Raw genomic sequence first — 23,070 nt, 5'->3', positions numbered from 1 at the left:
TAGCAAAGCTGACAGCAAACCCCCAATCCTAATCGCTCACACAATCACTACTTATCATCAGCTTGAATATGCGCTTGCAGATAAGCGCGTACCTGCGCTACATCATTATCCATCACGGTCAGATGCTGTGGTAACTCCATCAACTCGGACAAATGCTCAGGTAATGCCAGCTCCACCCCAATCGCTTCCTTAATCGTATCAGCAAATTTTAAGGGTAAGGCAGTTTCCAATACCAACATTGGCACGCCCTCATGCAGATTTTCCAGAGCAACCTTAACACCATCAGCCGTATGCGGATCAATGATAATGCCACTTTCTTCATACACCGCCTTAATCGTATTTAAGCGATCCTGATGATTGCTGGTGCCAGAGAGAAAACCGAACTCTGGCTCAAAACGATGCTTTTCCTCGGATAAATCAAAATAACCCTTATCAGCCAGCTCATCCCATAGGGCTTTGACCTTGGCGCCATCCTGATGCATCAAGTCATACACAAAACGCTCGAAATTAGAAGCCTTGGAAATGTCCATCGAAGGGCTGGAGGTTTTATAAGTTTGCTCGGCACCACGTGGACGATAAATACCCGTACGGAAGAACTCCTCGAGTACATTATTTTCATTGGTCGCTAACACCAAACGCTTAATCGGCAAGCCCATTTGGCGGGCAATATGGCCTGCTAGAATATTACCAAAGTTACCCGTTGGTACCGTAATCGAAATACGCTGCGCACCATCCTTGGTGGCTCTTAGCCAAGCCCAGAAGTAATACACCACTTGCGCCACAATGCGAGCAAAGTTAATCGAATTCACCGCACCGAGGTGATATTTTTCCTTGAAGGCTAGATCATTGGCCAAGACCTTAACAATATCCTGACAGTCATCAAAAACACCCTTAACCGAGAGATTATGAATATTCTGATCTGCCAGAGAAAACATCTGCGCCCGCTGAAAATCACTCATGCGCCCATAGGGTGAGAGCATAAAGACCTGCACCCCTTTTTTGCCACGTAAAGCGTACTCTGCTGCCGAACCCGTATCACCGGAAGTGGCACCAAGTATGTTTAAGCTCGTGTTGCGTTTAGCCAGCACATACTCAAAGATATTACCAAGAAACTGCATGGCCATATCCTTAAACGCGAGCGTAGGCCCCTCTGACAAACCCACAAGGGTGATTTTGTCATTAATCTTTTTAAGCGGCACAATTTCTTCAGAGTTAAAATTAGCCGAGTTGTACGTCTTTTCACATAGTGCACGTATATCACTCTTAGGAATATCACTAATAAATAGACTTAAAATCTCAGTGGCTAACTCTGCATAGCTAAGGCGCCGCCATACTTCCAAGGTGGCGCTATCAATGCGTGGCAGAATCGAAGGCATACTAAGGCCACCATCAGGCGCCAAGCCCTCTAATAAGATATCGCTAAACTCAGTCGGAGTTAAACCACCACGGGTTGAAACGTATTTCATTTCTCTAGTTGCTCCAAACGGATGCGGGTCACTTTAGAATGTACAAAAGGCAATTGCTCAATCAGGCCGATCGCTTTGTCAATATCGCCCTCTCGACTCTTATGCGTTAAGAAAATAATCGTGGCTTTGCCGTCATTTACCTGCTCTTGCACCATGGAGTCAATAGAAATATTATCCTCCGCTAAGACACGTGTAATCTCAGCCATCACACCCGCACGGTCATCGACTAAGAGACGTAAATAGTAGGAAGTCTCCACCTCATCAATGGATAAAATTGGATATTCCGCCAAGGCATCGGCTTGGAAAGCCAAATGAGGCACGCGATTTTCAGGATCCGTATGATGCATGCGCGTCACATCGACTAGGTCCGCCACCACCGCGGAAGCCGTCGGTTCAGAGCCTGCGCCAGGACCGTAATAAAGTGTCTCACCCACCGCATCACCACGCACTAAAACAGCGTTCATCGAACCTTCGACATTAGCAATTAACTCATTGCGCTTAACAAAGGCTGGATGCACTCGCAACTCAATCCCCTCTTTACGGTGCTTGGCCACAGCGAGCAACTTGATACGGTAGCCTAGATTCTGTGCATGTACAAAATCCTCTTGCGCTAAATGGCTAATTCCCTCAACATACACCTTATCGAATTGAATCTGGATACCAAAGGCAATCGCCGCCAGCAGCGCCAGTTTATGCGCAGCATCCACCCCCTCAATATCAAAGGTCGGATCGGCTTCGGCATAACCAAAGTCCTGTGCCTCCTGGAGGGCAGTCGCAAAATCTAAATTACGACGACGCATCTCCGACAGAATGAAGTTCGTGGTGCCATTAATAATGCCTGCAAGCCACTGTATGCGATTAGCCGTCAAACCCTCACGAATGGATTTAATAATCGGAATACCACCCGCCACCGCCGCTTCAAAGGCAACCATCACACCCTTGGCGCTAGCCTTTTCAAAAATTTCATTGCCATGCAGTGCTAATAAGGCCTTATTGGCCGTAACCACATGCTTACCCTCGTCAATCGCCGCTAAAATCAGCTCACGTGCTAGGGTTGAACCACCAATTAATTCAACCACAATATCAATCTCAGGGTCACGCACCAAGGCCATCAAGTCATCATCCACCTGAACCTGACCTGGCACACCACTCACTTTAGAGGGGTTGCGTGTGGCAATACGGACAATCTCAATGCGGCAACCGGCACGACGAGCAATCTCGTCGGCATTGCGGTTAAGCACTGTCCACGTGCCGCTACCAACGACGCCGAAACCTAGCAAACCTACCTTGATCGGTTTTAAATCATTCACTGAATGCACCATCCTTTTTAAACATATCTCTAATGCCTCTGACCGCTTGGCGAATACGCTGCTCATTTTCAATTAAGGCAAAGCGTACGTAGTTATCACCGTGCTCACCAAAACCGATACCCGGGGATACGGCCACCTTGGCTTCAGCTAATAGCTTTTTAGAAAACTCCAAGGAACCCAATGATTTATAGAAATCTGGGATCTCTGCCCAGATATACATGGATGCCTTAGGTATCTCAACCATCCAGCCAATCTCATGTAAGCCCTTGGCTAACACATCACGACGCTTTTGATAAATCGCCACCTGCTCGGCCACCGAATCCTGTGGGCCATCAAGTGCAGCAATCGCTGCCACCTGAATCGGCGTAAACATACCGTAGTCGTGATAGCTCTTGATGCGGGCTAGGGCATTAACCACCTCTTCATTACCCACCATAAAGCCTACACGCCAACCGGCCATATTATAACTTTTACTGAGGGTAAAAAACTCAACTGCCACCTCTTTTGCGCCTGCTACTTGCATAATAGAAGGTGCGACGTAGCCATCAAAATTCATATCGGCATAGGCCAGATCATGCACCACAATCATATTGTGCGTCTTGGCCAGTGCCACAATACGCTCAAAGAACTCCAGCTCCACGCACTGCGCCGTCGGATTACTAGGGAAGCCAATAATCAACATTTTAGGCTTAGGAATGCATTCACTTACCGCCTTTTCAATCTCGGCAAAAAAGTCACCACCCGGAATCATCGGCACTGAGCGAACATTTGCCCCCGCAATCACCGCACCATAGATATGAATAGGATAACTAGGATTTGGTACTAAAACCGTATCGCCCTCGGCTAAGGTAGCCAACATCAAATGCGCCAAACCCTCTTTGGAGCCGATGGTAACAATGGTTTCCGTCTCTGGGTTTAATTGCACTTGATAACGTCGCTCATACCAATCCGCAATGGATTTTCTCAGTCTTAAAATCCCCTTGGAGACGGAATAGCCATGCGTGTGTGGCTTTTGCGCTGACTCAATAAGCTTATCCACAATATGCTGTGGTGTCGGCCCATCCGGATTACCCATTGACAGATCGATAATATCCTCACCTCGCCGACGCGCCGCCATCTTAAGCTCGCCAGTGATATTAAATACATAAGGGGGTAAACGCTCGATACGCGGAAAAGATCTCATAGCTCCACCAGTGATCACTCATTTTAATAAAGTATTGACAAACTCTTTAATCTATCCTATCTGTGATAACTGAGCAATTCATTTGGCAAAAATATCAAATTTTCCGGCGCCAAGGTGTGGTATGGACGATTTAGATTCATTAACATGTCACAATTGAACTCTAAGATTGAAATAAAAAGGAGCCATAGTGGAACTTCAGCTGCAATCAAGAACCCCTGCTAATACTGTCACCGCCTATGGTGATGATTATATTGAAATTAATGAGCAGAAATTTCATCATGCTATTTTCTTCCGCCCTGAGGGCCCTATCAGTCAATGGCAGGTGACTAGCTTAAAGGATGTCACCACAGAAGCCTTGATTGAGGCCGCCGGCTTAATTAAAAAAGAGCAAGACCCCTTTGCTTTTTTAGATGACAATGGCAATCGCCCCCACTATGATAATGCGCCTGAACTCATCATCATCGGCACCGGTCAAAAGCAACGCTTTCTCTCGCCAGCGATTTTACAACCACTACTCGCCCAGGGAATCGGTGTTGAGTGCATGGATACCCGAGCCGCTGCACGCACCTACAATGTATTGATGAATGAAAATCGCATCGTGGTGGCAGCACTCTTATTAGATGGCTTAGATTAACCCTGCTTAAGCAAGCATTGCTATCTCAGCAGATAACTATGTAAGGAGATTAATACGATGAGCAACACCGTTGAACTCGATAAAAAGGTCAGCGACTTTAGTGCAGAAACCAATGAAGGCACGATTCATCTCAAGGACTTTGCCGGTAAGTACTTGGTGCTTTATTTTTACCCTAAAGACAATACACCAGGCTGCACCAATGAATCCAAAGATTTTCGTGATCATTACGACGCCTTTACAGCGCTTAATGCTGAGATCGTTGGCGTTTCTCGCGACTCGTTAAAATCGCACCAAAATTTTATTGATAAGCATAATTTGCCTTTTGAATTAATTGCGGACACTGAAGAAACGCTCTGCCAGCAATTTGATGTAATTAAAGAAAAAAATATGTTCGGCAAGATTGGACGCGGGATTGAACGCAGCACCTTCTTAATTAACCCTAAGGGCGTCTTAATTGCCGAATGGCGCAAGGTCAAAGTAGCTGGTCATGTGGCCGAGGTGCTACAAACCTTAAAAGCATCACAATAAGCTCGCGCTGAGCCCTGTGCCCTTTTATTATTAATTTTTTGGTAGATAAACTATGGCCCTTCCTAAACCACCCCTAAAACCTGCTACTCGTTTAGATATGAGTGATATTCCAACGCCCAAAGTTCGTCGTGCGACAAAAAAAGCAGCGAAGAAAGCGGCCCCTGTCGCCACAGAAACAACGGTCGATCAGGCTTTAATTAGGGAGGATCATAGCTCGATCACCAAAGCGGCCGAGATGGTTAAGGCCGATAGAGCCAGCAGTCCACACAAAAAAGCAAGTACGGAGGTAACAACGCCCGTCCCGACAAAAGTCGCCGTTAGAAAGGCCTCCAGCAGTGTCGCTCAAAAGCAAAGCAAAACAGCTACCAAGCAGAAAAGCGAGGGGCATAAGCTCTTTATTTTAGATACCAATGTGCTACTCCATGATCCGACCTGCTTATTCCGCTTTGAGGAACATGATATTTTCTTGCCGATGATGGCGCTAGAGGAGCTTGATCACAATAAAAAAGGCTTAACCGAGGTCGCCCGTAATGCCCGCCAAGTGAGCCGTACACTGGATTCCTTGGTTGCTGATCATGAAGATCTCAATCAAGGCGTTCCACTCAATAGCCTTGGCAATAAGGAGGCCACCGGACAACTCTTTTTTGAAACGCAGAAGTTTGAGCAATTACATCAGCAAGAATTAGCCGCCGATAAGCCGGACAATATTATTCTGAATGTGGTGCAAAGTCTTAAACAAACTGAAACCCAACGTGAAGTGATTTTAGTTTCTAAAGACATCAATATGCGCCTCAAAGCCAAAGCACTGGGTCTGGCTTCCGAGGATTATCTAAACGATCATTCGCTTGAGGACTCGGACTTAGTCTATGACGGCGTATTGCAACTACCAAATGATTTTTGGCAGCGCCACGGCAAGGATATGGAGTCATGGATACAGGGCGGCACCACCTTTTATAAAATCAAAGGACCGCTATGTGCTGAGTTTTTGGTCAATCAATTTGTGTATCTGGAGGGTGATTCACCGCTCTATGCGCAGGTTAAGGAAGTTACTGGCAAAACCGCAGTCCTTGCCACGGTGCGCGACTATACTCACAAGAAAAACAATGTGTGGGGCGTGACAGCACGTAATCGCGAACAAAACTTCGCACTTAATCTCTTAATGAGTCCAGAGGTAGACTTTGTCTCCCTACTCGGTCAAGCCGGAACCGGTAAAACACTATTGGCCTTGGCGGCAGGGCTCACGCAAGTGTTAGAAACCAAGCGCTACACCGAAATCATTATGACCCGCGTAACGGTACCAGTGGGTGAGGATATCGGCTTTTTACCCGGTACCGAAGAGGAAAAAATGCAACCCTGGATGGGTGCCTTAGAGGATAATCTCGAATTCTTGCATTCTGGCAATAACAGTGAAAATCTCCAGGAGTGGGATCGCAGTGCCAGCAAGGAACTTATCCACTCGCATATCAAGGTACGTTCATTAAACTTTATGCGCGGACGCACCTTTTTAAATAAATTCGTGATCATTGATGAGGCCCAAAACCTCACCCCTAAACAAATGAAAACCCTCATCACCCGGGCCGGTCCAGGTACCAAAATTATTTGTTTGGGTAATATCGCACAGATTGATACACCCTACCTCACGGAGGGTAGCTCAGGTCTCACCTATGTGGTGGATCGCTTTAAGCACTGGCCACACTCAGGCCATGTGACCTTACAAAAGGGTGAACGTTCAAGACTGGCGGATTACGCTTCGGATGTACTGTAAAAGCGAATCTAAGGCGCTAAGAAAATGCTAAGCTATAGGATCCTAATTAATAAGCAAATCCTAGCGCCATGAATTTCAACTTTAAACGCTTAGTTCCTGATCAGTTCACCGTCTTATTGACCCTCGTTGTGATTATCGCGACTATCTTACCCGCTCATGGGCAGGGTGAGATAGCCGTTGATTGGCTTAGCAAACTCGCCATTGGACTATTGTTTTTCTTGCATGGTGCCCGTCTCTCACGGCAAGCAATTTATCAAGGCATCATGCATTGGCGCATCCATATCGTGATTTTCTGCATCACCTTTGTGGTCTTTCCACTGATTGGCATCGTCCTGCGACCGCTGCTCGAACCCTTAATGACACCCACCCTCTACTTGGGCTTCTTATACCTCTGCATGCTGCCTGGCACAGTGCAATCGGCCATTGCCTTTACCTCCATGGCGCGCGGTAACTTAGCTGCTGCCATTTGTAATGCCTCTGCTTCTAGTATTGTGGGCATTTTTGTGACTCCCATGTTGGTAGCCTTGATCTTGACGGATTTTAGCGATCAGGTACCGAGCATTCACTTCATGTCGGTCGTTAAAATCATTTTCCAATTATTTGTGCCCTTTGCTATAGGTCACTTTTTGAGACCCTATTTAGGTGAGTTTTTACTGAGAAATAAGCGCTTAGTTAAAGTAGTCGATCAAGGTTCAATCTTATTGGTGGTATATGCTGCTTTCTCACACGCAGTCAATGAGGGCTTATGGCATCAAACACCGATTTCAGCGCTGATTGCAGTGTTACTTGTGAGTGCCTTGATCTTAGCCTTAAGTTTGGGCGCCAGTCACTTGATCGGCAAAAGCTTAGGGTTTAATTTAGCCGACCGTATTACCATCCTCTTTTGCGGTTCTAAAAAGAGTCTTGCCAGTGGATTGCCCATGGCACAAATTATTTTTGCCGGGATGCCGATTGGCGCCATTGTTTTACCATTGATGATATTTCACCAACTACAGTTGATGGTGTGTGCCGTGATTGCAAACCGACTGGGTAAACGTCCACTCAGCCCAGAGGAGCAAATGAACGAGGCATAACTCGAGTTTTTAAATAGTAAGGGGCCTTAGCGCCCCTTAATCAGTTAATAACAAGTCACGCCCTATGCACCGGTGGTGGCCTGTATCTCTTTTAAAATCCTTAAGGGGATGCAGGTTTCAAGACGTACTCGCAGCTGTGTAATGAGCGCAGGGTCAAGCGAATCCTCAATGCCCTGTAACACATCCAGGGTTGAGTCAGCTGCCAGGTTTTGAATGGCCAGGTGCGCAATCTGACTATGCTTAGCAGCTACCTCGGCATCGTTAGCCGCATGTAATAAATGTAGGGTTTGAGCCAGTGAAAGCGGTTGCTCAGGTAAGCGAATAAAGCGCGCACCAAAACTGATCAAACGACCAGCGACTGGCTGCTCAAGCTTGGCCAATTCTAACACCAAGGCGCCTAAGGTACCCACGCCCACAATGGCTGTTGCCGCAGGCTCAACGCCATATTGACGCTGCTGCTCAGTAATAAAACTCAACCACTGTGGCTGTATACGCTCTAACCAAGCACCTTCTTCGGCTTCAGATAGCCCAGGTGGCAAGGCATCTGCCTCACTCAAGCTAATACTTAATAACACAGCCGATGGAAAGCGTGCCGATAACACCTTTAACACCCCATCAGCCGCCGCAATATCCTCTGCTTGGGCTGAACGTGTCAAAACCATAAATAATTGCGCTACATCCGTCTGCGCTTTAGGGATGTAGCTCTTCTGAATAATAAATGCTGCCATTCGCTTAAACTCAATTCCTACGTGATTCTATTTTTCTAGCATAAGCGTAATATAATAAAGGCATTCAAACAAAATTCAACCAATGATTTAGGATAAATAATGTCTCAAAGCTTAAAAGATAAAATTTCCAGCGCCACTAAAGATGCGATGCGAGCCCGTGATAGCGCACGCCTAGGTACTTTACGTTTATTACAGGCAGCCATCAAGCAACGTGAGGTCGATGAGCGTATTGAGTTGACTGACGACGATATTATCAGCATTATCGATAAGCAGATTAAGCAGCGTCGCGAATCCATTCAGGCCTATGAAAAAGCAGGTCGTACCGATACAGCGGCCGCCGAGCAGGCAGAAATTGATGTATTAAGTGAGTTTATGCCAGCTCAAGCAGATGCCGCAGAAATCAATGCCTTAATTGATGAGGTTTTAGCTCAGTTACAGGCTGAGGGTGTGAGCGGGGGTGCTGCCATGGGTAAAGCCATGGCTCTGATTAAACCGAAGCTTGCCGGACGTGCCGATATGTCTGAGGTTTCTAAAAACCTTCGCCAAAAGCTAAACCCATAAGCATTTAAAATAAACTCAGCTGAGATTCTACTGCTTCCCTGCTTAGGAATTGGCTAATGCCAATTCCTGCTAAGCGATAGCGTTGTGCTTTCTCTTCGGGGCTTAACTGCTCTAATAAATGCAAGGCTTGCTGCAAAATTTCATCCGCTTGATGCAACACATGGGAAAGCGTGATGGAGCGGGTCATCACTCTAAAATCAGCGGTTTTTAGGCGTAGGGTCACGCAATAGCCAAACTGCCCCTTACGTTGTGCGACTGCTGCTACTTTTTCTGCAATTGGCGCCAGCGCTTCGGCAATCTCCGCCACCTGTAAATCACGCATAAAGGTATTTTCTGCGGATATTTGTTTTGGTTCACGCTGAGCCTTCACTGGACGACGATCAATGCCTTTAGCGAGTTGATACAAGCGATAGCCATAACTACCAAAATGATGCACTAATTCACCCAAGCTAAAAGCGCTCATATCCTCCACCGTATAAATTTTAAGACGATGCATTTTTGCTAGGGTCACCCGTCCCACCCCAGGAATTTTCTGCACCGGTAAGGGCAATAGGAATTCCATCATCCTTTGCGGTGAAACCACCTTGATCCCGTTCGGCTTATTCCAATCGGAAGCAATTTTTGCAATAAATTTATTTGGGGCCACACCTGCTGAAGCAGTTAAACCCGTTGTTTCAAAAATATCACGACGAATCAACTGCGCTATCTCCGTGGCAATGGGGATATTCAACTTATTCTCAGTCACATCCAAATACGCTTCATCCAGTGAAATGGGCTCAATTAAATCCGTATGCTGCCTGAAAATCGCATGAATTTGCTGAGACACGGCACGATACTTTGAAAAATCAGGACTAATGTAAATCGCTTGTGGACAGAGCTGCTTTGCCCGCGCCACCGAAATAGCAGAATGCACGCCATACTGTCTAACCTCATAAGAAGCCGCACACACCACCGAACGCGCGCCATCCCAAGCCACTATCACCGGCTGCCCCCGAAGCTCCGGTCTATCGCGCAACTCAACGGACACATAAAATGCATCCATATCAATATGAATAATTTTGCGCATTACGTACAATAGACCTCGACAGTGAAATGGATTAAAAAATACACTACAATAAATGATTAACTACGTTGGAGCACAGCATATGGATAAAATCAAAAAACTACTGTTTATTTTAACAGCTTCAAGCTTTTTAGCGGCGTGTGCCCAACATCCCGCTTCTTACCAAGGATCTGCTGCGCCTAAACCCCAAGATTTACCGCCACCGACCAATCTCATGACTGAGTAGTGACTAGAGCACAGCGACTAGATTATGCAAGACTATTTAAGCACAACATTCCATCGTCATATCAGTGCCCACCAGGGCGACACGCTTGAGGATATCGGCCTAGAGTTACGCGCCAATATCGAGGGCAGCCAGCTCTTTTTATGCTTTGTGATCGCCGCTACTGATTATGAGCTGATCCCTCAGATACTGCCGGAGGAGCGATTTGAAATGGGCTCTGTACATGTGGCTGAGCTACATGAACTAAACGATCCCGAGGATGAGATCAGCAGCATACTGGATAATGCAAATGACGGGGATACGCTGGTGTTTTTCTGCGCCTCCGGCGAGATACTCGCAGCGGCCTTAGCGGCACTCGCCTACAACGAAGAGTCATCAGCATTTTAATCCAAAGCCACCTGATTAGCTGTCGCTGAGGCAATTTTAGCAGCGACGAGTACATACTGCCTTAACGCGACCAGCCCTTATACTCCATAATGTAGTTATAGGATGAGATAATCTGCTGCGTTTTTTCCTTGGCCATCTCAACTAAGCCCTCAGGTAAGTTTTGACCAGCCAATTTATCTGGATGATATTGATTAATTAAGCGACGATACACACGCTTTAATTCATCCTGCTGCACATCTTCCGTCACCCCTAAGGTTGCCAAGGCCTCTGCCAATTTTGATTTGGTCGCACGCCCCCAACCTTGGTCCTGTGATGAGCGACCCTGTGATTGCCCATGATCGCCATAGCCTGTATGAGCACGCTCTTGACCAAAGGCTGCGCCTTGTTCAAACTGCCCAATAAAATCATCAAACAGCTCCGGACGCGCCCCGGTTAAAGGGAATAAATCTCGAATAATGCTTTTTTCCGAAGCGATGATACGCCCATCCAAAATCGCCGCACTCAAACAAATATCAAAAAACATACGTTGGAAGTTTGGAAAAGCAATAAACTGCTTTTTTACCTCCAGCACCAGATCCGAGACGGAAAAACTTGAGCCCTTACCCTGATTAAAATACTTTCTGGCCTCACTCCGCAAAGCCTCAGGTAAGCGCAATTGGTTCATCACCCGATTGGCTAAATCAATATCCCTTTCGTGTACTACCCCTTTTGCCTTAGCAATACGTCCTAAACACAAAAACAAAGCAGCCACATAAAATGAAATTGGCGTAAATACCTCGTTTGGGAAAATAGCTGAACGTATATGACCCCGACCAAAATCATAGGAAGCAGCGCCTCGTGTGGACTGCTTACCCCATGTATTTTCACCCCAAGAGCGAGCGCCTGCTGTAGGCTCAGAGGCTTGCATGCGATTTTTTAAGTAGCGCCAACCATAAGCTGTGCCAATAGCGGCTAATAGGCCGATAAAAAAACTGTCATAGTTACTAGAAAAATAGACAAAAATCAGAAAATAAATAATAAATCGCATGGCAGAGAAGCGGCTCCAAAAGAAGTATGGGCTCTATTTTACCTAACTTTGAAAATATTAAGCCGCTGCCATGCCTTTTTTTGAGGCTTTTTAAGTAATCCTGCTTGCTGCATTAACTCTTTTAAGTGTAAAACAGGGTAATCTCTTTTGAGCTCCTCAATAAACACCGAGGCATTATCCTCATCATAAATTAAATAAACCTGCTCCCTTGCTCTGGTCAAAGCCACATAAAATAAGCGCCGTTCCTCTGCATAAGGAAAGTCCTCAGGCGGAGGCAAATGGTACTCAACTAATGCATCGCTCTGCTTTGTCGAAGGAAAGCCAAACTCCCCCTGATTCATCGCTAATAACACCACGTAATCCGCTTCATTGCCCTTGACCCCGTGCACCGTGCCCTGCAACAACGCCAACTTGGGGAATTGCCGCGACCACGCTTGCATGGTCTTGGCGGCGGGTAAAAAATGATGAAAACGTGATAACAATAACACCGTGGAGCGCTCTTGGGCACCCCCAGTTAAACGCCCCGCCGCATCCCGTTGAATCAACTCATAAATCGTTGCTAGCAAAGCCCCCTCAGTCAGTTCCTTGGTGCAACATAAGACCAAGGGCTGCTGATGCCCTGCTTGCCCATATAGGGCCTTACGACTTTGGAGCGGATTCTGTAGCACAAAACGGCTGGACTCTCGACTTAAACACTCACCAAAGCGAAAGGTCTGACTTAGCGCATAGCGTTGCACCTCACCGAAATAATGCTCAAAGTCGGTGGTAAAGCGTAAGTTTGAGCCAGCAAAGCGGTAAATTGCTTGCCAATCATCACCCACGCAAAATAAGCGCAGCGAGGGCTTTTGCTCACGCATGGCTTGAATTAACGCAGCCCGCTCAGCCGAAATATCTTGAAACTCGTCAATCATCACCTCACTCCAAGGTACCTTAAAAGCCCCGGAGCGCACATAATCGCTCGCCAAGCTAATCATTTTTTCATAATCAATCGTGCCAGTGTCAGCTAAATGTGCTTGATAACGCTGCCATAAGGGTGCCAATAAGGCATTTAATAAATGCCCATCAGCTAATGGGCTTTGACTCAAATCTGGCCAACTCTGCTGATGCTTAAACAAAGGCAACCAACGACAGAGCTGCGCCACTAAGTGCTCATAATGATAAGCTGAACGACCCAGTCGTAATGACTTAGCTCGTGGCCTGCGTTGGTGCCTGGCAGGCTTTTTAAGACGACTCAGTAGCCTTAGGCAATGCGCATAAAAATCTGCTAAGGACTCATCCACAAACAATTCAATTAGGGTGCTACCTTGGGCTGCATGAAGCGTACTCACCCGCTGGCGATGGGCTAGCTGCGATGCACTAAGCGCCTGCTCCGCCACCTCATAGACCTCAAGATAAATACCCTCATTGACTAAATAAAAGCTCGGCCGATAGCATTGATACTTGGTCCAGTGATGGGGACGGGCATACAGTGGCTGATAAAAATAGTCGATATTTAATTGATAAAGCACATTGGCGCATATCCACTCACCGCGATGACGTGTGTATTCATCATTCAGCGTACGCAATGACTGAGCGGCAAGATTATCAAGACTGGATAGATTAAGCCACTTGTAATATGCCTTTAAATACGCTGAGTCCCTTGCACATAGCTCAAAAAAACCTTGACGAATAAAGTGTGACAACGCATCTGCCTCGCTTAGCTCAGTTAAGCGTGGCATACGCCCTGTGACCCTGGCTACGATTTGCAAGCCTAAACTGTGAAAGGTACTCACATCGACTGCCTCACTCACGCTGGGAAGCAACTGCTCAATACGCTCCGCCATCTCTTGTGCGGCTTTTTTAGCAAAGGCTAACATCAAGACCCTTGCCTCATTAAAATAGCCAATGCTATGCAAATAGCCTAAGCGAGCAATTAAGGTGCGTGTCTTGCCAGTACCTGCACCAGCCAACACGAGCGTAGCAGCAGCCTCACTGGTCGCAGCTGCATATTGCTCCTCGCTCAGCTCGTGGAGCAACTCAAGATGCGCACTCTCGCCCTGCTGCGCAACGCTATCGGTGGCTACACTTTCTGTCATAGCATCAACTACCGCTCTTTGCCTCAACATGAGGAGTTTAGCTTATGCGCAGAGTAATATGCGAAGGCTGGCTAATTTTAGCCAGCCACAAAAAAGCCTGTTGATCATATCAACAGGCTCCGTGTGGCTATGGCTGCGACTTAGTTGCTTAAGACCTATTTAACCTGTCTAGATAAGTCCTCTACCGGCGCACCCTGTTGCTGCATAGGCGTAACGGCAGGCTCAACCACTGCAGGCGCAGCTACACCGCTCGCAGGCTCCGTTTTTTGTCCAACAACCTGACCATCGGGATTAACCACGGTGGTCGTGCTTTGCGCAGTCGCCGTACCCGCAGGTACTTCACGCACATTTAAATTTTGTTGAGCTGCTTGCTCAGCCGTCACAGGAATTGTGGTTTCCGTAATACGTAGCGTAGGCTCAACATACATATCTTGAGATTTGGCCCAAGCAGAGCGATTATCAGGACCCTCATCCTGAGCCACAGCAACACCACTTAACATCAAGGCAGATAAAACTGGGAGTAATACTTTCTTCATCAGATAGCTCCTTAAAAGGATAAGAAAAGATAACAACAATTTATTGTATAGTTTATCTTAGCAGTGATTCAGCAACAGATTAGCAAGCAAATGTAACCTCTTCTTGCGAGTGCCATCAGCCCAATGGTAAAAAGGCTTATTCGGCGCTTTCAGCGTGTATCACTAGGATTTGAGCTAAACTATTGATAAAATCCAATTGTTTAGAAAAGAAGAGGCTCGGAGTTTTACTTATGAAATTAAAAAAATTACTCTTAATCGCGGTCCCTGTCATATTATCAGCCTGCGCCAGCAAAATCGATTTGAGCGATAATAACTCTTATGGTCTTCAATGCTCAGATAATGCGACCTCAGCACCGGACTGGGCCACCTGCCAAAGCAATGCAAATCGTGTATGCTCCCCACTACAAGCGACCAATATTCAGCAGCACGCACCGACCGGTTCTGGCTCAGTGGGTGATGCCTACTACATTAGCTTTAAGTGTCAATAGTCTGAGTTTGTTCTTTTAAAGCATCAGATGATTAAGGCGGTGCTTGCTTCATCAGCACCGCCTTTAATCTGTTGCCACAGGCTATCCCCCGCCATCATTCGACAAACTTATCTGGCGCTTGGTTGACTGCTTAACCACTCAATGATCTGCGTCTGAATTTGCTGATTCGCATCAGCAAAGGCTTCAATCACCGCTTCATCCGATGCCGCCGCTAAAGCTGCACGCGCAGTAAAGCTGCGGGTATTCGTCGGCTCGTTCGGGTTTTTAAGATTAGTCAAATTGACATCCAAGCTAATCACGACGGTCGCCGGTTGCACGCTATGGTCTACCTGAAAATCTTGCAAATCACTGCGTAATGCATAATCCCCTGAGGGCGTATCATCATTAATCACCGCTCGATAAATACCTGCACTGCGAAGTGCACGAATTAAACTATCTCTAAAGACAATTGGCCCTAAATCCTCCCAACGAATACCGTCCATCACAGCCATATGATGTTCAGGCGTCACCGCTACAATACGCGAGGTATCTAAATAGTTACGGCTATAAGGAATGGCCACACGCAATACCTTATTAAGCGTTGTTGATGATTGAACTGCCTGCGCCCGTTGAGGCAATTGATAGACCGTGAGCTTCGGACTTTTAGGAATAATTGAACAAGCCGAGACTAAGGTCGCCAAGGCACCTAACAACATGATTCGACCTATTGATTGTTTTACCATGGTTTGTACTCCTTAAGCTGTTCGCCCTCTAGAATAAAGCGACCCGGACTTTCTGAAAAATCTCTTAATAAATTATTAAAGGTACTCATACCACGCTTAAACTCATTTAGAGCCGGGCCGACCTGCTCTAAACCCTCTAAGCTATTGGATAGTTTGCCTTGTGAGTTAATCACTAACTTTTTAATATTTTCCGAGGCTTGCTTCACAGAATCAATGGCTGTGGTCATTGACTCCATCGCCTTAGCACCCTGTTCATTTAATAGATGATTTACACTTGAATTAAACTCTTTAAATAAAGCCACTGCTTCATTAGCATTAGCCATGAGCTCATCTGCCTCACGAATTGCTGATTGCAGCGAATCCCCTTCTGCGGCAAGCGAACCCGTAAAACTCTCCACATTCGCCAAAATACCTGCAAAGTGATTGATATTATCATCACTTAATAACTTCTTGAAGCGAATCAAGCTTTCACTTAAGCTGGAAGCTAAACCCTCACCACTGGAAAAGAGCTTAGACAGCGGTGATGGTGTCGCATAGAGAATCGGACGATCATCACGATCACCCTCTAACAGCATGCCCTCAGGGCTACCGCCGGACATTGAAATCACCGACTGACCCGTCACCCCCACGAGCGATAACATCACCACCACATCGGAGCGTACCTTAACATCCTCGTTTAATTTGACATAGGCATTCACCAGATTAGGATTAGCCTGTAGCTCCAGTCGTTCTACCTCGCCGATTTTAAGACCGCTATATTCAACGGCACTGCCGTTAGACAGACCGCTCACACTTTCATTGAACTGGATAATAAAATACTGCCACTTCTGAGAAGTGGTGATTTTACCTAAGATAGAAACCGCAGTCACAATACCCACGGTAATCAGTACGGTGAAAAAACCGATTAAAATATGCCTTGCTTTTGGCTCCATAGCTTACCTTTAAAAAACTATTCTTCTTGCTGATGAGATGAGTAGGCGGCACGACCACGCGGGCCGTTAAAGTACTCCTGAATCCACTCATTATCAACTTTTTTTACTTCTTCAATGGGTGCAGAAATTAACACCTTCTTGTCTGAGAGTACGGCAATCTTATCGCATGCCGTATACAAAGTATCCATATCATGTGTCACTAAAAAGATGGTTAAACCAAGTGCATCTCTAAGTGTCATGATCAATTCATCAAAATTAGCGGCACTAATAGGATCTAAACCGGCCGTCGGCTCATCTAAAAACAAGATGGCCGGATCCAGGGCTAATGAGCGAGCCAAAGCCGCTCGTTTAATCATACCGCCCGATAACTCCGAGGGGTAGCGATCGGCAGCTACCGCTGATAGCCCCACTAAAAAAATCTTCATCAAGGCCAAATCCTCAGCCTCAGGGCGTGACATCCCTAACTGCTCAATCAAGGGAAAGGCAATATTTTCCTTGACCGTTAAGGAGGAGTAAAGGGCGCCTTGTTGAAACAGTACACCCATCTGTCGATCAACGCTATCACGCTCTTTATCCGAGAGTTCACTTAAGGTTTTACCAAAGACCGTGACCTCACCGGCAGCCGGTGTGATTAGGCCGACAATGGAGCGCAGCAACACTGATTTACCCGTACCGGATCCTCCCACCACGCCAAGAATATCGCCCTTGTAAACGTCTAAATCCAAGTTATCGTGAACCACATGTGAACCAAATTGATTGCGTAAACCGCGCACCCTAATGACGATCTCGGGCTCATCATTAGACTGCTTAGGGTCTGGCTTGGGTACTTGAGACTGCTGCATCACTACCACCCCATTTCCATAAAGAACATCGCCATTAAGGCATCAATCAAGATCACCAGGAAAATACACTTGACCACGCTATTGGTTGTTTGTCGACCTAAGGACTCAGCACTACCCCTAACCTTAAAGCCCTCTAAACAACCGGTGGTGGCAATCACTAAGGCAAAGATAGGGGCTTTGGACATACCCACTAAAAAATGCCTCAAACCGACTTTATCAACCAAAATCTCAACAAATAAGGTGGGTGAAATACCGAGCATAAAGATGGATACTGTCATCCCGCCTAAAATACCTGCACCAATCGCAATAAAGGTCAATAAAGGCAGACTCACCAATAAGGCAGTTACTCTCGGCAATACCAACACATGAATAGGATTCACCCCGCTGACTTTGAGCGCATCAATTTCCTCGTGTAAGCGCATCGAACCGATATGTGCAGTAAAGGCACTGGCGGTCCGTCCTGCCATTAAAATGGCGGTTAAGAGCACGCCAAATTCACGCATAAAGGCAAAGCCAACCAAATGCACGGTAAAAATCGTCGCCCCAAACTGCTCCAACACGGTGGCGCCCAAAAAAGCCACCACCGCACCAATCAAATAATTCAATAGAAAAATAATCGGTACCGCTTGATAGCCACTGGCATCAATATGAGCGATGACCGAGGTCAAACGCCACTTATGAGGCTGTAAAAAGTTAAGGCACATACCCTCTAGCACCATGCCAAAAAAAGCGAACCAACGTACCGCCTCGTTCTTAGCATCAAGGGTGCGTCGACCCATACGATCTAACCATAAGGCGATGGCACTGTGCTGTTTGAGTTCGGGCTGGTGCTCGCCTGCCTCAGTGATACTTTGCTGAACCACCGCTAATAAAGCGCGAAATGCCGGCGCAAGTGAAGCATCATCCAACGCGCTTTTGATACGCTCTGCGCCTAAATACTTCACCAGTAGATAGGCACCATTCGTATCTAACTGCTGCAGTTCGGAAAAATCGATGGTCTCAGCGTCGTCCAAGGCCTGACGCAGCTCCGACTTTAACTGCTTTAGCTCGCCGAAATTTGCCAATACCCATTCACCAGTAATTGACAAATGCCCTTGAGAGGCTTGCTTAAAATATGAAGAAACTGTATCCAATCCCTTATCGCCTTAATAATTTAATAGCTCATTTTATATTAAAACCCGTGCATTAAAAATGCTTTGAGCGGCGCATTACAAAATAGATGCCTATGCAGTCAATTGAGCTAAAGGGATGGGCGATGGCTAACAATACTTAGATAATCGATTGCAAGCAGACGACATCCTATGTCGATGCCACATAAAAAAGCACTTGGACAGCAAAACCACCCAAGTGCCTTGATACTACTAAATGCTGCGTTCTAATAAATTATTTAGCTAAAGACTTAGAACCGTCAGCATGCCATTTAAACACATCGAACACGAACTCCGTTAAGTCACCCTGCTCGTTCCAGCTAATATCACCTAATACAGTGGATACCTTGTTGGCGTGTAACCAATCAGCGACTTTCTCAGGATCGGTGGATTTAGTTTCTTCGATACCCTTAAGAATAGCTTGGGTAGCCGCATAAGCAGTCAACTGGAAAGCGCCAGAAGGATTACGGTTTTTGGCTTTGAAAGCCTCAACAATCTCAGCGTTTTCAGGGCGAGCCGAGTAGTCTGCTGGTAAGGTTAAGAGCATACCCTCAACCGCATCACCGGCGATCGCATTTACGTCAGGGTTACCTACACCCTCAGGACCCATAAACGGTGCCTCAAAGCCAAGCTCTTTGGCCTGACGAAGTAATAAACCCATCTCAGGGTGATAGCCACCGAAATACACAAAATCAACGTCATTTGAACGCATACTGGTTAAGATCGCAGAGTAATCAGACTCACCGGCATTAATACCCTCAAACATCACCACATTGATACCTGCATTTTTTGCTTCATCACGCACAGAAGCGGCAATACCCTGACCATAAGACTGCTTATCGTGCAATACCGCTAAACGCTGAGGCTTAGCAACATTGATGATGTACTCGGCCGCCGCAGGACCCTGCTGGTCATCACGACCGATGGAACGGAAAATAAAGTGGAAATTCTTATCATCGGTAATCACTGGACCCGTACCGGACGGCGTAATCGTAACCACGCCCTGCTCATCTAGAATGCTCGCCGCAGCAACGGTGGCACCGGTACACACTGGACCGACCACAAAACCAATTTTTTGGTTGATGATGTTATTCGCTGCGATTGGACCTTGTTTAGGCTCACATGCGTCATCTACCCGCACGATTTCGAAAGTATTACCATCAATACCGCCAGCATCATTCACTGCCTCAATCGCAGTATTCATACCCTCAAGTACCATATCACCATATTGCGTCAAAGGACCAGTGATAGGACCTACAAAGCCGATTTTGACCACTTCAGCATGAGCGGAAGCGGCCAAACCGAATGATAAAGCGGTCGCTGCAAAAAGTGCTGATAAACGGAAAGGTTTCTTCATAATATGTCGTCCTCCAACAAAACTACTTAAGATCTAAACTATAGATTGTTAAAATAACTTGTAGCATAACGACAAATTAGAAAAAATGCAGTCAGTAATTACCATTAAAGACTACGCTTAATTCCCTGAGCCAGTCCACAGCGTCGTAAAGTCCTGGTAGTTTGGACGCTCTTTTTGAGGAATCGCCATTTTGGGGGTACCAATCGCAATAAAGCCCATAAAGCGATAGTCCAAGGGATCAAAACCAATCGCTGTCTGAAAATCCTCGATATAGGTCGCAATACCCGTACTCCAAAAGGCGCCATAGCCTAGGAAATGACACGCATTAAGAATTTGTGTCATGGCCGCCCCTGTCGCCAATAATTGCTCCGTTTCGTCGATTTTCTCAATCACTTGATGATTAATTTGGGCCGCAACGGCAATGATCAAAGGCACATCAGCAAGCCAAGCTTTACTAGAGGCTAACTTTTCTTCAGTAAAGGGCATTGCTGAGGCTTGACGATGCTTAAAAGAAAGCTCTGCAAACTGCTGCACCGCTTCCTCACCGCGAATCACTTTAAAACGCCACGGACGCAAGGCCCCATGATCAGGGGCCGTCATGGCGGCCTGCAGGATCGTCGCCAGTTCCTCGTCCGAAGGGCCCGGCGCCTGCACTAACTTCATCGAATTGCGCTTAAGTAGCAAATCAATAGCTGCTGTCTGATCGACCATCTTAATCTCCCTATCAAATTAAACACAGGCCGTGCTTCTAAGTAACGCCTTCATATCGCGCACGGCCTTTTCCCACCCATCAAAAATGGCTTGAGCAACAATGGCGTGACCAATATTTAATTCATTAAAACCACCCAAGGCAACGATATTCTGCACATTGCTATAGTGTAAGCCATGACCGGCATTTACCTTAAGACCCAAGCCCAGACCTGCTACCATTCCCAGACGTACACGCTCTAATTCCTTGGCAACGATCTCGTCCTTAGCCGCCGCCTGCTCACTCTCGGCAGGAATTTCCGTGGCTTGTGAATAATTGCCGGTATGAATTTCAATCACAGTCGCACCGGTACGGGCCGCCGCTTCAATTTGGCGCTCCTCTGGGTCAATAAAGAGTGACACGCGAATACCGGCATCCTGTAGGCGTGCGACCGCATGCTTTACCTCATCAAAACGAGTCACCACATCCAAGCCACCCTCAGTGGTTAACTCCTCTGCTCGTTCAGGCACTAAGCACACATCATGCGGCCTTACGTCAAGCGCAATATCCAACATCTCATCGGTAATAGCACATTCTAAATTCATGCGCGTACGCAGTAATGGACGCATTTTATATAAATCCGCATCTTGAATATGACGACGGTCAAAGCGCAAATGCAGCGTAATGGCATCGGCGCCAGCCTCTTCGGCTAATAAGGCTGCTCGAATCGGATCGGGATAAGCGACATTGCGCTGTTGACGAAGTGTCGCAACGTGATCAATATTAACACCTAAATCCATGAAGACTCCACAATAGTTATAACCACACAAAGGCTAAATCCAAACACATGCTTGGATTTAGCCAGTTATTTTAGACATTAAAAACGCACTTTTTTTAATGTGCCGGCTTTTACTCAGCCTCAGCCGTCGGCACTGCTAAGCGAGTAACCGTAGTAGCAGTCCAACCACCACCCAAGGCCTTATATAGCTCTAAACGATTCATCAATGAAGCCAAACCAAGCTGTAAAAAGTTCTGTTGCGTATTAAATAGCGTAATTTGCGCTTGTTGCACCTGTAAAAAGCTATCCACACCGGCTTGGTAACGTTGCTCAGATAAATTCAGACTCTGATAAGCTGCCGCTTGCTGCTCTCGCAAGGCATCCAACTGCTCTTTATAAGTGGCTTCACCTGCTAGTGCATCAGAGACCTCACGAAAGGCGTTTTGAATGGCTTTTTCATAATTGAGAATGGCAATTTCTTTGCGCACCTCGGCTAAGTTTAAATTATTGCGTAATGCGCCAGCGGTGAAAATTGGTAAATTAATACTCGGATTAAATGACCAAGTCTCAGTTTGGCGATCAAACAGCCCACTTAGCTGCGGACTGATGGTGCCTAATAAACCGGTTAAGGAAATGCTAGGGAAAAACGCTGCCCGTGCTGCACCAATTTGAGCATTCGCTGCTTTTAGTTGATGCTCGGCGGCAATAATATCAGGACGTCTTATTAAGAGAGTGGAAGACACGCCTGCCGGAATCTCAGCAATTAAATTATCCGCAGCAAAAGGCACCGCTGCCGGTAGGCCAGCTGGCTGCGGCTGTCCAATCAAGAGATCGAGGGCATTTGACGCCACTTGCACCTGACGATTAGCAGCGGCTAGGGCAGCTTTGGCAGCTTGCAAGGTAGTGAGCGCCTGATTTCTTTCTAAACCAGAAGCCACCCCTGCCTTAAAGCGACGATTCACCAAATCATAACTCGCTTGATAGGCATCAATGGTACGACGCGCCAGATCCTGCTGACTTTGCGCAGTGCGCCAAGTAAAATAGGTAGAGGCAACTTGAGAAATCAGACTCAACTGCACATTTTTTCTCGCTTCATCAGTCGCTAAATACTGCTCAAAGGCCGACTCACTTAAACTACGCTTTCTACCCCAAAAATCCAGCTCAAAGGCGGTGATTCCCAAACCCGCGCTATAGGTACGACTAATACTATCCTGTCCAGGCATACGCATATCTGGGGGCAGACGCTGCGCGCTTTCTTGAGCGGTTGCACCAATGTGCGGCAGCAAGTCACTACGCTGAACACCATACAGCGCACGCGCCTCCTCAACCCGTTGAATCGCAATCAACATATCACGATTATTTGCCAGCGCCAATTCAATCAATGCCCGCAAACGAGGCTCACGGATGACTTCTTGCCAGCCCAGATCGGCACCACTAAGCATACCAGCCGGCAGCGCCGCCGAGGCGCCAGGATACGCTGACGGAACGGGTGCCTGCGGTTGCTCATACTTAGGATTCAATGAGCAAGCTGCCAACATCAGACTGACACTGAGTAT

The 23,070-nt window shown here is 46.7% G+C and carries 24 protein-coding genes; 8 read left to right on the top strand and 16 right to left on the bottom strand.

Annotation, left to right across the window (positions count from 1 at the left end; translation table 11 throughout):
• Nucleotides 1-47 precede the first annotated feature (47 nt).
• From thrC to alaC, 3 genes are read right to left on the bottom strand one after another with little or no spacing between them, the layout of a single operon-like run.
• Nucleotides 48-1,466 carry a threonine synthase gene (gene thrC, locus HMPREF3144_RS03470; RefSeq protein ID WP_070476430.1) on the bottom strand — a complete coding sequence of 473 codons (1,419 nt, stop codon included), beginning with the start codon at nt 1,464-1,466 and terminating at the stop codon, nt 48-50.
• On the bottom strand, nt 1,463-2,788 hold the full coding sequence (locus HMPREF3144_RS03465) for a homoserine dehydrogenase (protein WP_026156796.1): 1,326 nt from the start codon (nt 2,786-2,788) through the stop codon (nt 1,463-1,465). The genes thrC and HMPREF3144_RS03465 overlap by 4 nt, the downstream gene beginning before the upstream one ends.
• The gene (gene alaC, locus HMPREF3144_RS03460) at nt 2,769-3,959 is read right to left on the bottom strand and encodes an alanine transaminase (RefSeq protein WP_018026181.1); all 1,191 of its coding nucleotides are present in this window, start codon (nt 3,957-3,959) and stop codon (nt 2,769-2,771) included. The genes HMPREF3144_RS03465 and alaC overlap by 20 nt, the downstream gene beginning before the upstream one ends.
• A 187-nt stretch (nt 3,960-4,146) precedes the next feature.
• Here alaC and HMPREF3144_RS03455 point away from each other — a divergent pair, with 187 nt between their 5' ends.
• The 4 genes from HMPREF3144_RS03455 to HMPREF3144_RS03440 all read left to right on the top strand — a co-directional run bounded on the left by HMPREF3144_RS03455 (nt 4,147) and on the right by HMPREF3144_RS03440 (nt 7,959).
• Entirely contained in the window at nt 4,147-4,593 is a 447-nt protein-coding gene (locus HMPREF3144_RS03455) for an Mth938-like domain-containing protein (RefSeq protein WP_018026182.1), read from the top strand.
• A gap of 57 nt (nt 4,594-4,650) precedes the next feature.
• Nucleotides 4,651-5,121: a peroxiredoxin gene (locus tag HMPREF3144_RS03450; RefSeq protein ID WP_018026183.1), complete on the top strand. Its 471-nt coding sequence runs from the start codon at nt 4,651-4,653 to the stop codon at nt 5,119-5,121.
• Between the two features lie 52 nt (nt 5,122-5,173).
• Nucleotides 5,174-6,886, top strand: a complete 1,713-nt coding sequence (locus tag HMPREF3144_RS03445) for a PhoH family protein (protein ID WP_070476428.1) — start codon at nt 5,174-5,176, stop codon at nt 6,884-6,886.
• 68 nt (nt 6,887-6,954) lie between these two features.
• On the top strand, nt 6,955-7,959 hold the full coding sequence (locus tag HMPREF3144_RS03440; RefSeq protein WP_070476426.1) for a bile acid:sodium symporter family protein: 1,005 nt from the start codon (nt 6,955-6,957) through the stop codon (nt 7,957-7,959).
• Nucleotides 7,960-8,021: 62 nt separating this feature from the next.
• Here the strand turns inward: HMPREF3144_RS03440 and HMPREF3144_RS03435 are convergent, their stop codons facing one another.
• Nucleotides 8,022-8,687 (bottom strand): alpha/beta hydrolase family protein, encoded by a 666-nt coding sequence (locus tag HMPREF3144_RS03435; RefSeq protein ID WP_070476424.1) that lies wholly within the window; start codon nt 8,685-8,687, stop codon nt 8,022-8,024.
• Nucleotides 8,688-8,786: 99 nt separating this feature from the next.
• Between HMPREF3144_RS03435 and HMPREF3144_RS03430 the strand changes: the two genes are divergently transcribed.
• Nucleotides 8,787-9,248 (top strand): GatB/YqeY domain-containing protein, encoded by a 462-nt coding sequence (locus tag HMPREF3144_RS03430; protein ID WP_070476422.1) that lies wholly within the window; start codon nt 8,787-8,789, stop codon nt 9,246-9,248.
• 4 nt (nt 9,249-9,252) lie between these two features.
• On the opposite strand, the gene dinB is transcribed toward HMPREF3144_RS03430, so the two are convergent.
• Nucleotides 9,253-10,314 (bottom strand): DNA polymerase IV, encoded by a 1,062-nt coding sequence (dinB, locus tag HMPREF3144_RS03425; protein ID WP_070476420.1) that lies wholly within the window; start codon nt 10,312-10,314, stop codon nt 9,253-9,255.
• Nucleotides 10,315-10,393: 79 nt separating this feature from the next.
• Between dinB and HMPREF3144_RS11655 the strand changes: the two genes are divergently transcribed.
• Nucleotides 10,394-10,537: a hypothetical protein gene (locus tag HMPREF3144_RS11655; RefSeq protein ID WP_168163049.1), complete on the top strand. Its 144-nt coding sequence runs from the start codon at nt 10,394-10,396 to the stop codon at nt 10,535-10,537.
• A gap of 24 nt (nt 10,538-10,561) precedes the next feature.
• Nucleotides 10,562-10,921, top strand: coding sequence for a hypothetical protein (locus tag HMPREF3144_RS03420; RefSeq protein ID WP_070476418.1), 360 nt, complete (start codon nt 10,562-10,564; stop codon nt 10,919-10,921).
• 61 nt (nt 10,922-10,982) lie between these two features.
• Here HMPREF3144_RS03420 and djlA read toward each other — a convergent pair whose 3' ends face one another.
• From djlA to HMPREF3144_RS03405, 3 genes are all read right to left on the bottom strand, one after another.
• Nucleotides 10,983-11,948, bottom strand: a complete 966-nt coding sequence (gene djlA, locus HMPREF3144_RS03415; RefSeq protein ID WP_070476416.1) for a co-chaperone DjlA — start codon at nt 11,946-11,948, stop codon at nt 10,983-10,985.
• A gap of 38 nt (nt 11,949-11,986) precedes the next feature.
• Entirely contained in the window at nt 11,987-14,023 is a 2,037-nt protein-coding gene (locus HMPREF3144_RS03410) for a UvrD-helicase domain-containing protein (protein ID WP_070476414.1), read from the bottom strand.
• Nucleotides 14,024-14,178: 155 nt separating this feature from the next.
• Nucleotides 14,179-14,559: a hypothetical protein gene (locus HMPREF3144_RS03405; protein WP_070476412.1), complete on the bottom strand. Its 381-nt coding sequence runs from the start codon at nt 14,557-14,559 to the stop codon at nt 14,179-14,181.
• Nucleotides 14,560-14,789: 230 nt separating this feature from the next.
• Between HMPREF3144_RS03405 and HMPREF3144_RS03400 the strand changes: the two genes are divergently transcribed.
• Entirely contained in the window at nt 14,790-15,047 is a 258-nt protein-coding gene (locus tag HMPREF3144_RS03400) for a hypothetical protein (protein ID WP_018026194.1), read from the top strand.
• A gap of 107 nt (nt 15,048-15,154) precedes the next feature.
• Here HMPREF3144_RS03400 and HMPREF3144_RS03395 read toward each other — a convergent pair whose 3' ends face one another.
• From HMPREF3144_RS03395 to HMPREF3144_RS03360, 8 genes are all read right to left on the bottom strand, one after another.
• A complete protein-coding gene (locus HMPREF3144_RS03395; RefSeq protein ID WP_036558320.1) occupies nt 15,155-15,769 on the bottom strand; it encodes an ABC-type transport auxiliary lipoprotein family protein in 615 nt (204 codons plus the stop codon).
• Nucleotides 15,763-16,701: an MlaD family protein gene (locus tag HMPREF3144_RS03390; protein ID WP_018026196.1), complete on the bottom strand. Its 939-nt coding sequence runs from the start codon at nt 16,699-16,701 to the stop codon at nt 15,763-15,765. Before HMPREF3144_RS03390 ends, HMPREF3144_RS03395 begins: the two co-directional genes overlap by 7 nt.
• Nucleotides 16,702-16,718: 17 nt before the next feature.
• Nucleotides 16,719-17,543, bottom strand: a complete 825-nt coding sequence (locus tag HMPREF3144_RS03385; RefSeq protein ID WP_036558315.1) for an ABC transporter ATP-binding protein — start codon at nt 17,541-17,543, stop codon at nt 16,719-16,721.
• A 2-nt stretch (nt 17,544-17,545) separates the two neighbouring features.
• Nucleotides 17,546-18,676 (bottom strand): MlaE family lipid ABC transporter permease subunit, encoded by a 1,131-nt coding sequence (locus HMPREF3144_RS03380; RefSeq protein WP_036558313.1) that lies wholly within the window; start codon nt 18,674-18,676, stop codon nt 17,546-17,548.
• A gap of 250 nt (nt 18,677-18,926) precedes the next feature.
• Nucleotides 18,927-20,048: a high-affinity branched-chain amino acid ABC transporter substrate-binding protein gene (locus HMPREF3144_RS03375; RefSeq protein ID WP_070476410.1), complete on the bottom strand. Its 1,122-nt coding sequence runs from the start codon at nt 20,046-20,048 to the stop codon at nt 18,927-18,929.
• A 117-nt stretch (nt 20,049-20,165) separates the two neighbouring features.
• Complete coding sequence (locus tag HMPREF3144_RS03370) at nt 20,166-20,759, bottom strand: nitroreductase family protein (protein WP_070476407.1); 594 nt, start codon at nt 20,757-20,759, stop codon at nt 20,166-20,168.
• Nucleotides 20,760-20,777: 18 nt separating this feature from the next.
• A complete protein-coding gene (locus HMPREF3144_RS03365) occupies nt 20,778-21,536 on the bottom strand; it encodes a pyridoxine 5'-phosphate synthase (RefSeq protein ID WP_070470550.1) in 759 nt (252 codons plus the stop codon).
• A gap of 109 nt (nt 21,537-21,645) precedes the next feature.
• Nucleotides 21,646-23,052 (bottom strand): efflux transporter outer membrane subunit, encoded by a 1,407-nt coding sequence (locus tag HMPREF3144_RS03360; RefSeq protein WP_070476458.1) that lies wholly within the window; start codon nt 23,050-23,052, stop codon nt 21,646-21,648.
• Nucleotides 23,053-23,070 lie beyond the last annotated feature (18 nt).

The sequence above is a fragment of the Oligella sp. HMSC05A10 genome (assembly GCF_001808335.1).
Classification (GTDB): Bacteria; Pseudomonadota; Gammaproteobacteria; order Burkholderiales; family Burkholderiaceae_B; genus Oligella; species Oligella urethralis.
The sequence above is the reverse complement of the archived record's forward strand: the minus strand, read 5'-3'. Positions and strand labels throughout refer to the sequence as shown.